10 protein-coding genes are annotated in these 12,690 nt (G+C 67.0%); 3 read left to right on the forward strand and 7 right to left on the reverse strand.

The genetic code is table 11. The features are described 5' to 3' along the window. Positions 1–14 precede the first annotated feature (14 nt). On the reverse strand, positions 15–839 hold the full coding sequence (gene map, locus GNX71_RS15540) for a type I methionyl aminopeptidase (protein WP_198788538.1): 825 nt from the start codon (positions 837–839) through the stop codon (positions 15–17). Positions 840–957: 118 nt separating this feature from the next. On the opposite strand from map, the gene purL reads away from it, so the two are divergent. After that, positions 958–4,965: a phosphoribosylformylglycinamidine synthase gene (purL, locus tag GNX71_RS15545; protein WP_206179124.1), complete on the forward strand. Its 4,008-nt coding sequence runs from the start codon at positions 958–960 to the stop codon at positions 4,963–4,965. 349 nt (positions 4,966–5,314) lie between these two features. Beyond that, entirely contained in the window at positions 5,315–5,752 is a 438-nt protein-coding gene (gene rnk, locus GNX71_RS15550) for a nucleoside diphosphate kinase regulator (protein ID WP_206179125.1), read from the forward strand. A gap of 53 nt (positions 5,753–5,805) precedes the next feature. Here the strand turns inward: rnk and GNX71_RS15555 are convergent, their stop codons facing one another. The 6 genes from GNX71_RS15555 to GNX71_RS15580 all read right to left on the reverse strand — a co-directional run bounded on the left by GNX71_RS15555 (position 5,806) and on the right by GNX71_RS15580 (position 10,574). Then, on the reverse strand, positions 5,806–6,591 hold the full coding sequence (locus tag GNX71_RS15555) for a peptidylprolyl isomerase (RefSeq protein WP_206179126.1): 786 nt from the start codon (positions 6,589–6,591) through the stop codon (positions 5,806–5,808). Between the two features lie 140 nt (positions 6,592–6,731). Next, complete coding sequence (locus GNX71_RS15560; protein ID WP_206179127.1) at positions 6,732–7,013, reverse strand: BolA family protein; 282 nt, start codon at positions 7,011–7,013, stop codon at positions 6,732–6,734. After that, positions 7,010–7,549: a septation protein A gene (locus GNX71_RS15565; RefSeq protein ID WP_042581657.1), complete on the reverse strand. Its 540-nt coding sequence runs from the start codon at positions 7,547–7,549 to the stop codon at positions 7,010–7,012. The genes GNX71_RS15560 and GNX71_RS15565 overlap by 4 nt, the downstream gene beginning before the upstream one ends. Next, positions 7,546–7,956, reverse strand: a complete 411-nt coding sequence (msrB, locus tag GNX71_RS15570) for a peptide-methionine (R)-S-oxide reductase MsrB (protein ID WP_206179128.1) — start codon at positions 7,954–7,956, stop codon at positions 7,546–7,548. The genes GNX71_RS15565 and msrB overlap by 4 nt, the downstream gene beginning before the upstream one ends. Further along, positions 7,953–9,434 carry a protein adenylyltransferase SelO gene (locus GNX71_RS15575; protein WP_206179129.1) on the reverse strand — a complete coding sequence of 494 codons (1,482 nt, stop codon included), beginning with the start codon at positions 9,432–9,434 and terminating at the stop codon, positions 7,953–7,955. Before GNX71_RS15575 ends, msrB begins: the two co-directional genes overlap by 4 nt. A 63-nt stretch (positions 9,435–9,497) precedes the next feature. Continuing rightward, positions 9,498–10,574, reverse strand: coding sequence for an AraC family transcriptional regulator (locus GNX71_RS15580; protein WP_206179130.1), 1,077 nt, complete (start codon positions 10,572–10,574; stop codon positions 9,498–9,500). A gap of 222 nt (positions 10,575–10,796) precedes the next feature. Between GNX71_RS15580 and GNX71_RS15585 the strand changes: the two genes are divergently transcribed. After that, a complete protein-coding gene (locus tag GNX71_RS15585) occupies positions 10,797–12,551 on the forward strand; it encodes a carboxylesterase family protein (protein WP_206179131.1) in 1,755 nt (584 codons plus the stop codon). The last annotated feature ends 139 nt before the right edge of the window (positions 12,552–12,690 follow it).

The following is a 12,690-nucleotide window of genomic DNA, read 5'->3' on the forward strand; positions in this document are numbered from 1 at the left end:
GGCGCGTTGCCGCGTCAGGTCTTGGTCGAGGTGACGAAGGAGGGCAGCGGCGGGCTGCCTTCCGACAGGGTCAGCACCTCGTAGCCGGTCTCGGTGACCAGCACCGTGTGCTCCCACTGGGCCGACAGCGAATGGTCGCGCGTGACGATGGTCCAGCCGTCGTACTGGCCGCCCTTGAAGTCTTCCTTCACGTCGCGCTTGCCGGCGTTGATCATCGGCTCGATGGTGAAAATCATGCCGGGCTTGAGCTCTTCCATGGTGCCCGGGCGGCCGTAGTGCAGCACCTGCGGCTCCTCGTGAAAGCGCTGGCCCACGCCGTGACCGCAGAACTCGCGCACGATCGAGAAGCCCTGGCCTTCGGCGAATTTCTGGATCGCATGGCCCACGTCGCCCAGGTGGGCGCCCGGGCGCACCTGCAGGATGCCGTGCCACATGGCTTCGAAGGTGATGCTGCACAGGCGCTTGGCGGCGATGGAGGCATCGCCGATCACGAACATGCGGCTGTTGTCGCCGAACCAGCCGTCCTTGATGACGGTGACGTCGACATTCATGATGTCGCCCTTTTTCAGGGGCTTGTCGTTGGGGATGCCGTGGCACACCACGTGGTTGACCGAGGTGCAGAGCGACTTGGGGAACGGGACGCTGCTGGCGCCCATGTAGCCCACCGTGGCCGAGGTGGTGCCCTGCTTGACCATGTATTCGGCGGCGAGCCGGTCCACGTCGTTGGTCGTGATGCCGGGCTTGATGAAGGGCGTGAGGTAGTCCAGCACCTCGGAGCCGAGGCGGCAGGCGACGCGCATGGCTTCGATGCCTGCAGCGTCTTTGTAGGTAATGCTCATCCCGGAATTATCCCATCCACCAAGCTAAAATTCCGGGTTAACGCGGATGACCCCAGTCAGCGGCCATCCGCCTCGATTCCTTGATTCCCAACGCGGCCCCCGAGGCCCCACATCGACCGTGACGCAGCCCGCACCTCAAGCCCTTCCCGTCGTAACCCTATTCGAGGGCGGCAGCGCGCTCAGCGATTTTCGCGCCCGGCAACTGCTGCCGAAGCTGCAGGCCATCGAGCCGCGCATCGAGGGCATTTCGGCCCGTTTCGTGCACCTCGTGGTCACCGATGCCGCGCTCGATGCGGCTGGCCATGACCGCTTCGCCGCACTGCTGACCTACGGCGAGCCCTTCGAGGCGCCGGCCAAGGCGGGTACCTCGGTGGTCGTCACGCCGCGCCTGGGCACCGTTTCGCCCTGGGCCTCCAAGGCCACGGACATCGCCCACAACTGCGGCCTGGCGCTGCGCCGGGTCGAGCGCGTCACGCAATATCACCTCAAGCTCAAGGCCCCGTTGATCGGCAAGGCGCCCGTCATCGAAGGCGACACGCTCGCCGCCGTGGCCGGCCCGCTGCACGACCGCATGACCGAATCGGTGCTGGCCACCGTCGCGCAGGCGGCCAGCCTTTTCAGCGAACTGCCGGCCCAGCCGATGGCGCAGGTCGATGTGCAGACGGGTGGCCGCGAAGCCCTGGTGGCCGCCAACACCGGCTTCGGCCTGGCGCTGGCCGAGGATGAGATCGACTATCTCGTCGAAGCCTTCACGCGCCTCGGCCGCAACCCCAGCGACGTCGAACTGATGATGTTCGCGCAGGCCAACAGCGAGCATTGCCGCCACAAGATCTTCAACGCCCAGTTCACCATCGACGGCAAGGCGCAGCCGCAAAGCCTGTTCTCGATGATCCGCCACACCGAGAAGCAAAACCCGCAGCACACGGTGATCGCTTATGCGGACAACGCCTCGGTGATGGAAGGCGCGACCATCGAGCGCTTCATTCCGGCCAGCGGCTCGCAGAACTATCAAAAAGATAGCGCCCTGAGCCATGTGCTGATGAAGGTCGAGACGCACAACCACCCGACCGCGATTTCGCCGTTCCCCGGCGCCTCGACCGGCGCGGGCGGCGAGATCCGCGACGAAGGCGCCACCGGCCGCGGCTCCAAGCCCAAGGCGGGGCTGACCGGCTTTACGGTGTCCAAGCTCTGGCCCGAGGATTGCCACTACGGCAAGCCCGAGCACATCGCGAGTCCGCTGCAGATCATGACCGAGGGCCCGCTCGGCGGCGCCGCCTTCAACAACGAATTCGGCCGTCCCAACCTGCTGGGCTACTTCCGCGAATACGAGCAGGCGGTGACGAGCGACCTCGACACGGTGCAACGCGGCTACCACAAGCCCATCATGATCGCGGGCGGCCTCGGCAGCATCGACGCCACGCAGACCAAGAAGATCCAGTTCCCGGCCGGCTCGCTGCTGATCCAGCTCGGCGGTCCCGGCATGCGCATCGGCATGGGCGGCAGCGCCGCGAGTTCGATGGCCACCGGTGCCAACGCAGCCGAGCTCGACTTCGACTCGGTGCAGCGCGGCAACCCCGAAATCGAGCGCCGCGCGCAGGAGGTCATCAACCACTGCTGGCAGCAGGGCGCGGCCAACCCGATCCTCGCGATCCACGACGTGGGCGCGGGTGGCCTGAGCAACGCCTTCCCCGAGCTGACCAACGACGCCGGCCGCGGCGCGCGCTTCGACCTGCGCGCGGTGCCGCTCGAAGAGTCGGGCATGGCGCCCAAGGAGATCTGGTGCAACGAAAGCCAGGAGCGCTACGTGCTGGCCATCGCGCCGGAATCGCTCGAACAGTTCAAGGCCTTCTGCGAGCGCGAGCGCTGCCCGTTCTCGGTGGTCGGCGTGGCGACCGAAGCGCGCCAACTGCTGGTGGCCGACGAGGGCGCCGCAGTCCAGCCGGTCGACATGCCGATGGACGTGCTGCTCGGCAAGCCGCCCAAGATGCACCGCGACGTGAAGACCGTCGCCCGCACTTTCAAGCCGCTCGACCTCACCGGCGTCGATCTGCAGAAGGCCGCCATCGACGTGCTCGCGCACCCGACCGTGGCTTCCAAGCGCTTCCTGATCACCATCGGTGACCGCACCGTGGGGGGCCTCAGCCACCGCGACCAGATGGTCGGCCCGTGGCAGGTGCCCGTGGCCGATTGCGCCGTGACGCTGGCCGACTACAAGGGCTTCGCCGGCGAGGCGATGAGCATGGGCGAGCGCACGCCGCTGGCCGCGCTCGACGCGCCGGCCTCGGGCCGCATGGCCGTGGCCGAGGCCATCACCAACCTGCTGGCCGCGCCGATCGAGCTCTCGCGCGTCAAGCTGTCGGCCAACTGGATGGCCGCCTGCGGCGAGCCCGGCGAAGACGCCGCGCTGTACGAGACCGTCAAGGCCGTGGGCCTGGAACTGTGCCCGGCGCTGGGCGTGTCGATTCCGGTCGGCAAGGATTCGCTGTCGATGCGCACGCAGTGGAAGGACGGCGACGAAGCCAAGAAGGTCACGTCGCCCGTCAGCCTGATCGTCACGGCCTTCGCCTCGCTGGCCGATGTGCGCGGCACGCTCACACCGCAGCTCGATGCGCAAGAAGCCGACACCACGCTGGTACTGATCGACCTGGGCCGTGGCCAGCACCGCATGGCGGGCAGCATCCTCTCGCAAACGCTCGGCCAGAGCGGCGACACCGTGCCTGACCTGGACGACCCGTCGCAGCTCGTGGCGCTGGTCAATGCAGTGAACGCCCTGCGCGCCGACGGCAAGATCCTCGCGATGCACGACCGCAGCGACGGCGGCCTGTTCGCCACCGCCTGCGAAATGGCCTTTGCCGGCCATGTCGGCGTGGCGCTCAACGTCGACATGCTCGTCACCGAAGGCGACGGCATCTCCGACAGCCGCATGGAAACCGGCGACGCCAAGAACTGGGCGCAGCAGGTCAGCGCGCGGCGCGAGGAGCTCACGCTCAAGGCGCTGTTCAACGAGGAGCTTGGCATGGTGCTGCAGGTGCGCACCGCCGAGCGCAACGACGTGATGCAGGTGCTGCGCGCCCATGGCCTCAGCGCACACAGCCACTTCGTCGGCAAGACGCGACCGGCCAGCTCCACCATGGACGCGGGCAAGGGCAAGCTCGAAGTCTGGCGCGATGCCAAGTCGGTGTTCAGCGCATCGCTGCACGATCTGCACCAGGTGTGGGACTCGGTCAGCTGGAAGATCGCCCGCGAGCGTGACAACCCGGCCTGCGCCGATGCCGAGCACGCCGCGGCCGGCGAGCCTTCGGACCCCGGCATGCATGTGTTCCTGCCGAACGCACAGCCTGCAACGCCCGCCATCCTGCAATCGCGCCCCAAGGTCGCGATCCTGCGCGAGCAGGGCGTCAACTCGCATGTCGAGATGGCCTATGCGTTCACCGAAGCGGGCTTCGAGGCCTACGACGTGCACATGACCGACCTGCAGACGGGCAGGGCGGACCTTGCCAACTTCAAGGGCGTGGTCGCCTGCGGCGGCTTCAGCTACGGCGACACGCTGGGTGCAGGCATCGGCTGGGCGCGCAGCATCACCTTCAACCCGAAGCTGGCCGAGCAGTTCAAGGCCTTCTTCGGCCGCGCAGACACCTTTGGCCTCGGCGTGTGCAACGGCTGCCAGATGTTCGCCGAGCTGGCCGACATCATCCCGGGCGCTGAAGCCTGGCCGCGCTTCACCACCAACCAGAGCGAACGCTTCGAGGCCCGCCTGTCGATGGTCGAGGTGCTCGAGTCGCCGAGCCTCTTCTTCGCGGGCATGGCCGGCAGCCGCCTGCCGATCGCGGTGGCGCACGGCGAGGGTTATGCCAACTTCAAGCACCGCGGCGATGCGGCCAAGGCCATCGCGGCGATGCGCTTCGTGGACAACCACGGCCAGCCCACCGAGCAGTACCCATTCAACCCGAACGGCAGCGCGGGTGGCCTGACTTCAGTGACCACGCCCGACGGTCGCTTCACTGCCGTGATGCCGCATCCGGAGCGCGTGTTTCGCAACATCCAGATGAGCTGGACGCCGGGCGACCGGAGCGAACTGAGCCCCTGGATGCAGATCTGGCGCAACGCGCGTCGCTGGGTCGGCTGACCTCCGATGGCGGCGGCCCCAATCCGGCAAGGCCGGTGGGGCTTTTGGTGACGGTGCTCGCAACGGGACCGGTAGACTCGGCCGCATGTCGTGCACTTTCGCTTCCACACCGACCGCGCCGGCCTTGCCGGGCGCGCTCGCGCGTGGCCGGCAAGGCGCGGCGCGGATGACGGCGCTCAAGCGCCGATCGCCCTGGCATATCTGAGCCCGGCGATCCTTCCTCCTCCCATTCCTTTTTCGCGCACCTCCTGATCGCCGGGCCTCCTTCAAGCCCGCGCGCTGGCGCGTCCGCCATACCCGGGCCCTCGATGGGGCCTGCGACACGCCTTCATTTCATCAGGAGCGACTCATGCACCCAATCGCCTCGTTCACGCGACTCGAACGAACCCTCACCCAGCTCGACCACGCACGCCTGCACAAACTAGCCGCGCATGCGCTGCAGACACGCGGCGCGGCCGATCCGCTCGCGCAGGCACTCGAGGAGATGCTCGACTGCAGCGAGGTCGTGACGCCGCAGGACGCATCGCCCGACCTCGTCACGATGAACTCGCGCGTCGAGCTCGAGGATCCCGCGAGCGGCGAGCGTTACGCGATCACGCTGTGCTATCCGCGCGATGCCAAGCCTTCCGAGGGCGAAGTCTCGGTGATGTCGCCGGTGGGCGCGAGCCTGCTGGGCGCGCGCGTGGGGCAGGTGGTGCAATGGACCACGCCGGCCGGCGTGCACGGCTCGGCGCGCGTGGCCGCGCTGCAGTTTCAACCCGAGGCCGCCGGCGAGTACCTGCGCTGACCCAAAGAAAAACGGCCCGAAGGCCGTTTTCATAAGGGGGCGGGGCGCGCCGTTTACTCGACCTTCGCCTTCGCGCGCAGCTCTTCCTGGTACTTCTGCAGACGCTGCTGCTGCAGCTGCTGCGTGACCTGCGGCTTCACTTCTTCCAGCTTCGGCAGTTGCGCCTGGCGGATGTCGTCCACGCGGATGATGTGATAGCCGAACTGCGTCTTGACGGGTGCCGGGGTGGTCTCGCCCTTCTTGAGCTTGATCATCGCTTCCGAGAACTCGGGCACGAAGCTCGCGGGATTGGCCCAGTCGAGGTCGCCGCCGTTAGCGCCCGATCCCGGGTCCTTGCTTTGCTTCTTGGCGATGTCTTCGAACTTGGCGCCCTTCTTCAGGTCGGCCATGATCTTCTTGGCCTGGTCTTCGGTCTCCACCAGGATGTGGCGGGCCTTGTATTCCTTGCCGCCGTTGGCCGCGACGAACTTGTCGTACTCGGCCTTCACGTCGGCGTCCGAGACCGGGTTGGTCTTGCGGTAGTTGTCGAACAGCGCGCGAATCAGGATGGCCTGGCGGGCGAGCTCGAGCTGGTTCTTGTAGTCGTCGCTGGCATCCAGGCCTTGCTTCTGCGCTTCCTGCATGAACACTTCGCGGGCCACGATTTCTTCGCGCAGCTGGTTCTGCATTTCCGGCGTCACCGGGCGGCCTGCGGCCGCCAGTTGCTGCGCCAGGACGTCCATGCGGGCCTTGGGCACCGGCTTGCCGTTCACGATGGCTGCGTTCTGCGCCAAGGCCGCCATGGGAATGGCACCGATCAGCGCTGCGGCCGCAACGGCCTGCAAGATGTGTTTTTTCATGGAATGAATATCAGGCTGGAGAGGAAATGCGCGTGTAGGAAAAGGCGCGTGAAGGAAAGCGGAGAGAGACGGACAAAAAGGGGGAGAGGAACGACGGCTGGGGCATCGCGGCGAAGGCCGCGTGCAACCGATGGAACGACTCAGAGCACCTCGATGGCGATGGCGTGCAGACCCTGTGCGATAAAAACCTGGAGGGCATCATACACAAGCCGATGCCGCGCCACGCGGGGCTTCCCGTCGAACTTCGGAGAGGCGATGCGCACCCGGAAATGGGTGCCGTAGCCCTCCGCATTGGCGCCCGTGTGCCCGGCGTGCGCGGCGCTTTCGTCGATCACTTCGAGCTGCGTGGGGGCCAGCGCCTCTCGCAGCGCAACCTCAAGCGCGGCCACGGTCGGCAGGGGAATGGTGGTGCTCGTCGTCATGCGGTCGGCTTGTCTTCTTTCAGGTGCGGCGCGATGTACAGGCCCTGCGCCACCAGGAAGACGATCGGGAACACATAGCCCCAGAGCTTGAAGTTGACCCAGGCCTCGGTGGTGAAGTACGCCGCCACGTAGCCGTTGATGAGCGCCATGAAGAGGCAGTAGCCGATCCATGCCACGTTCAGCCGGCCCCAGATGCGGTCGGGCAGTTCGAGCTGCGAGCCGAGCAGCATCTTCAGGAAGTTCTTCTTCAGCGCCCAGAGCGCCACGGCCAGCGCAATCGCCATCGCGCCGTAGAGCACGGTGGGCTTCCACTTGATGAAGCGATCGTCGTGCAGCACCAGCGTGAGCGTGCCGAAGAGAAGGATCAACACCAGCGTGGCCTTCTGCATCGCCTGGAGCTTGCGTTCCATCGCATAGATGATGGCCATCTGCACCACGGTGGCGGCCATCAGCACGCCGGTGGCGGTGTAGATGTCGGCGAGCTTGTAGGCGCCGAAGAACAGCAGGATCGGGAAGAAGTCGAGGATCAGTTTCATTTTTTCTGGAAGTCGAGCGACGCCGAGTTCATGCAGTAGCGCAGGCCCGTTTCGGTAGGGCCGTCGGGGAACACGTGTCCGAGGTGGGCGCCGCAATTGGCGCAGACATTCTCGGTGCGCACCATGCCGTGCGAACGGTCGACGATGTTCTTGATGGCACCGGGCACCGCTTCTTCCGAGAAGCTGGGCCAGCCGCAGCCGGCGTCGAACTTGGTGCCCGACTCGAACAGCTTCGCGCCGCAGCACACGCAGTGGTAGGTGCCGTCGTCCCAGTGGGCTTCGTACTTGCCGGTGAAGGGGCGTTCGGTGGCGGCGTGGCGGGTCACCTCGAAGGCGGCGGGTTCCGCGCCTTTTTCAGCGAGCAGGGCTTTCCATTCGGCGTCGGTTTTTTCAACAGGAGTGGTCATGATGAGCAGCTGATTTCAATCGTGGAGGCCCAGTCGGGCGGGAAGCCGGCATACGCGTCGGCGCCGGGATGTTCTTCAAATGGGGTTTGGAGCAGCGCAAGCAAGGTTGCCACACCCGAGTGGTCCTTTTGCTGACTTGCTTCGATGGCCTGCTGTCCGAGGTGGTTCCGCAGCACGAACTTCGGGTTCGTCCTGAGCATCAGGTCGGCGGCCTGTGCGCGCCCAGCCGTCGCATGGCGCTCCGAAAAGGCTAGCAGCCAGGCATCGAAAGCCTCGCGGTCGAGGAACAGGTCGCGCACCGGCTCGGCGTTGCCGTTGGCCATGTACTGCGAAAGTCGGCGCCAGAAGATCGTGTAGTCGACCTTGCCCGCGGCCAGCAGCTTGAGCACGCCTTCGATCAGCGCCCGGTCGCTCTCGGCCGCATCCGCGAGGCCGAGCTTGGCGCGCATGCGGGCCTCGAAGGCGTTCGGGAACACCGTCTTGTACGACTCCAGCGCGGCGACGGCGACTTCCTGGTCACCGATCAGCGGCAGCAGCGCCTGCGCCAGGCAGAAGAGATTCCAGTACGCCACGTTCGGCTGCTGGTTGAAGGCGTAGCGCCCGCTGGTGTCGCTGTGGTTGCAGATGTGGCGCGGATCGAACCCGTCGAGGAACTGGAACGGCCCGTAGTCGATGGTGAGCCCGAGGATGCTCATGTTGTCGGTGTTCATCACCCCGTGGCAGAAGCCCACGGCCTGCCATTGGGCGAGCAGGGCGGCAGTGCGCTCGCTCACGGCTTCGAGGAAGGCGGCATACGCGTTGCCGTTGAAGCGGTCCGTCGTGCGGCAGGCCGGGTAGTAGCGGTCGATGACGTAGTCGGCCAGCGCGCGCAGTTCGTCTTCACGCTGGTTGGCGGCAAAGTGCTCGAAATGGCCGAAGCGGATGAAGCTCGGCGCCACGCGCGCCACGACGGCCGCGCTCTCGGGCTCTTCGCGGAACACGCGGGCGTCGGAGCCGGTCACGCTGAGCGCGCGGGTGGTCGGGATGCCGAGGCCGTGCATGGCCTCGCTGCAGAGGAATTCGCGGATGCTGGAACGCAGGACAGCGCGGCCGTCGCCGCCGCGCGAGTAGGGCGTGCGCCCCGCGCCCTTGAGTTGCACCTCGAGCCCGCCCTCGGTTTCGCCCAGCATGATCGCCCGCCCATCGCCGAGCTGGCCGGCCCACACGCCGAACTGGTGCCCGCTGTAGACGGTGGCGAAAGGGTTGGTGCCGGCGACGGGCAGGCTGCCGGTCAGCGCCGCGAGCGTGGTGTCCGATTGCCGCCAGTCGGGCGGCAAGCCCAGCTCGCGGGCGACCGATTCGCTGTGGCCCACCCAGTACGGGTCGGGCAGGGGCGTCGGGCGCAGGTGGGTGAGAAAGGCGGGTCCGAGTGCCGAGAAACCAGGTTTCCAGCGCAATCCCAGGTCCGCGACGTCCGTGTCTTCAGCAAGCAGGCTCATGCCCGGATTGTCCGGCACCGGGCGTAACCCCTTGCCGCGCGGGCCATCGCGGCCCGGGGGCGCTCAGTGGGCCAGCGCTGGCGTGTCCCAGATCCGCGCCCGGTACTGCGCGGGCGGCAGGCCGAACCAGCGCTTGCAGGCCCGGAAGAAGTTGCTGCTGTCGACGAAGCCGAGCATGTCGGCCACGTCGGTGAGCGTGTGGCGGTCTTCCGCCAGGTACTGCTGCGCGAGCTCCCGGCGGGTGCGGTCGAGCAGCGACTGGAACGACACCGACTCCTCCTGCAGCCGCCGCTGCAGCGTGCGCTCCGCAAGGCCCAGCCCCGCGGCCACGTCCTGCCGGCGCGGCTCGCCATGCGGCAGCCGGCGCGCGATCTCGGCGCACACCAGGCTGCTGGTGGTGGTCTGGCCGAGCAGGTTGAGCTGGTCGTCCAGCAGGTGCTCCTGCATCTCGCCGAGCGTCGGGTGATAGGTGGGCAGCGGCATCGCCATGTCGGCCGCCGACAGCAAGAGGCGGTTGGCGGGCGCGTTGTAGCGGATCGGGCAGCCGAAGGCCTCCCGGTGCAGCCGGTCGTCGGTCGGCGGCGGGTAGACAAACTCCAGGGCCAGCGGCTGCAGATCGCGCCGCGTGAGCCACTGGCATTGCATGAGAACGGTCAGCAGCGCGTATTCGACGCGCTGGCGTGGGATCGGCAGGCTGCCGCCGGTGTGCTCCATCACCATCCAGCAGCCGCGCGCCTCGGGCTGCATCGCGAACGCGGTCGCGTCCGAGATCACGGCCATGTAGCGGGTGAGCCGGGTGAGCGCGGCACCCAGGTCGGCGCTGCACGACATGGCGTGGCCGACCGTGCCCAGCTTGCTGTGGGTGGCGGCCAGGTCGCGGTGCAGGCCCAGCGTCGGCTTGCCCGCGCGCGCCACGGCCAGTTGCCAGAGCACGGAGATCTCGTCGACCGGCACGCGCGCGTTCTGACGGTGCAGCGAATCGGGGTCGAAGCCGGCTTCGCGCAGCAGCGAGGGCACGTCCAGCCCTTCGGCCTCGAACATCGAGAGCACGCCTTCGAGCCAGGCGGCCGAACTGGTCCGCAGTTCCGGCTGCTGGGTGCCGTCCGGCCGGCGTTGCGGTCGGCGCTGGGCATGCGGCATGGAGGCTCCTGAAGTCATTGAATTGGCTCGCTTGCGATAGCGGGGGAAACGCGGTCCGTTCCTAGAATTTTCTGGCGGGTCCGGTCGGCCGGAGTATGGCCGCCGGACACCGACGCAGGAATTCCGATTAACCCGGTGTGGAGACAAACAATGAATACAGCAGAGACAACGGAAAGCCAGGACGCAACCCGACAAACGGCGGTGGCAACGGTGGCGCGAGCCATGGCCGCCGCGGCCTGCATGGCGCTCTCCGCCTGCGGCGGTGGCTCGGATTCCAGCTCCTCCTTCGTGCCGATCGTTCCCGTGGGGCCGCCGGCTGCACCGCCCGCTGCGCCGCCCGCGGCCGTCGATGGCCCCATGGTGCGCCAGACCACCGCCGGCAAGATCGAGGGCGTGGACGACAGCGCCGCCACCGGCACGTATTCCTGGAAGGGCGTTCCGTTTGCCCAACCGCCCGTCGGCAGCCTGCGCTGGGCGCCACCGGCCGATCCCAAGCCTTGGGAGGGCGTGCGCGCCGCAAGCAAGTTCGGCCACAGCTGCGCCCAGGGCGGACGCTATTTCAGCCCCGCGCCTAACGACGCACCCTTCGGCCTAGCCGTGCGCGAGGGCTTCGACAAACCGGTGGGCGACGAGGACTGCCTGACGCTCAACATCTGGCGCCCGAGCGGTGACACCGCCAAGCTGCCGGTGATCGTCTACATCTATGGCGGCAGCAACATCTCGGGCTACACGGCCGATCCGGGCTACGACGGCGCGCAGCTCGCCAAGCGCGGCAATGCCGTCGTGGTGACCCTCAACTACCGCCTGGGCCCGCTCGGCTGGTTCGACCTGCCGCAGCTCAAGACTGGCGAAGCGAAGAACGACTCGGGCAACTTCGCGCTGCTCGACCAGATGCAGGCGCTGAAATTCATCCAGGCCAACATCGGCGCTTTCGGTGGCGATGCCAACAACGTCACGGTGATGGGGCAGTCGGCGGGCGCGGTCAACACCTGGGGGCTTGTCGTCTCGACTGCATCGGCCGGGCTGCTGCACAAGGCGGTGCCGCTGAGCGGCGGAGTCGCCTTCTACTCGCGGGCCATCGCGCAGACCTATTCGAAGGGCCTGCTCAATGCGATCGCCATTGCCGACGGCAAGGCCACCGACACCGCCTCGGCCAATGCCTGGGCGGCATCGCAGACCGATTCGCAGATCGCGGCCTACCTGCGCGGCATGCCGCCGGACAAGTTGCTGACTGTCGTGCTCGAGGCCGCGAAGAAGGACAACAAGCTCGCGAACCCGCCGCTGGGCAATGCACCCGCGCCGATCGAGGACGGCACGATTCTGCCCGTGAACTCGGTCGCCGAACTCGTCGCCGGCCGGTTCAACAAGATGCCCATGCTGATCGGCAACACGCGCGACGAAGGCACGTTGTTCGGCAACGCGTTCGACAACTTCACGAAGCGGGGCCGGGGTTTCAAACCCACCGATTACGAACGCTTCGGGCTTCAGTACAACTTCAATCCCGATATGCCGACCACGCTCACCGAGGCCGATTTGATCAGTGCACCCTACCTGCCGGTAGGTCAGCCGCTGACCGGCTGGAAGGCGGCGTCGGATTTCGCGACCTACGCGACCTTCCTTGCCATCCTGCCCCCTCAGATCGACGCGGTGGCCAAGTACATGCCCACCCAGACCTGGTACTACCGCTTCGACTGGAGCCAGCAGGTGGCGCCGTTCAACACCGTCTATGGCGCCACGCACGGGCTGGACACGGCGTTCATGTTCCACAACTTCGGCACCGGCATCTTCTCGTTCTCCTTTGGCGAGGCGAACCGGCCGGGACGCGAGGCGCTGTCGGATGCGATGGTGGGCAGCCTGTCCGCGTTCGCGCGCACCGGCAATCCGAACCATCCGGGCCTGGGCGTGACCTGGCCCAACTGGCCGCGCAAGATCGTGCTCGACGCCAGCAAGACGCAATTGCAGAACAGCGCGCCTTGAACACAGCATGCGCCGGCGGCGCCGGCTGTCGTCCTGACGACAGATCGGCGTCCGCAGACTGCGGGTTTCTGTCATTGTGCGAACGCACATAAATTGCGTGAATCGCCGTAGTCCTAGAAACCACTGAATTTTGTTGAAA

The organism is Variovorax sp. RKNM96, from assembly GCF_017161115.1.
Taxonomy (GTDB): domain Bacteria; phylum Pseudomonadota; class Gammaproteobacteria; order Burkholderiales; family Burkholderiaceae_C; genus Variovorax.

What these genes read in the sequence shown, in the direction of transcription:
- GNX71_RS15580 (WP_206179130.1), bottom strand. Translation starts at nt 10,574, where the DNA reads ATGCCGCATGCCCAGCGCCGACCGCAACGCCGGCCGGACGGCACCCAG.
- GNX71_RS15560 (WP_206179127.1), bottom strand. Translation starts at nt 7,013, where the DNA reads ATGACGACGAGCACCACCATTCCCCTGCCGACCGTGGCCGCGCTTGAG.
- GNX71_RS15565 (WP_042581657.1), bottom strand. Translation starts at nt 7,549, where the DNA reads ATGAAACTGATCCTCGACTTCTTCCCGATCCTGCTGTTCTTCGGCGCC.
- GNX71_RS15575 (WP_206179129.1), bottom strand. Translation starts at nt 9,434, where the DNA reads ATGAGCCTGCTTGCTGAAGACACGGACGTCGCGGACCTGGGATTGCGC.
- rnk (WP_206179125.1), top strand. Translation starts at nt 5,315, where the DNA reads ATGCACCCAATCGCCTCGTTCACGCGACTCGAACGAACCCTCACCCAG.
- map (WP_198788538.1), bottom strand. Translation starts at nt 839, where the DNA reads ATGAGCATTACCTACAAAGACGCTGCAGGCATCGAAGCCATGCGCGTC.
- GNX71_RS15585 (WP_206179131.1), top strand. Translation starts at nt 10,797, where the DNA reads ATGGCCGCCGCGGCCTGCATGGCGCTCTCCGCCTGCGGCGGTGGCTCG.
- GNX71_RS15555 (WP_206179126.1), bottom strand. Translation starts at nt 6,591, where the DNA reads ATGAAAAAACACATCTTGCAGGCCGTTGCGGCCGCAGCGCTGATCGGT.
- msrB (WP_206179128.1), bottom strand. Translation starts at nt 7,956, where the DNA reads ATGACCACTCCTGTTGAAAAAACCGACGCCGAATGGAAAGCCCTGCTC.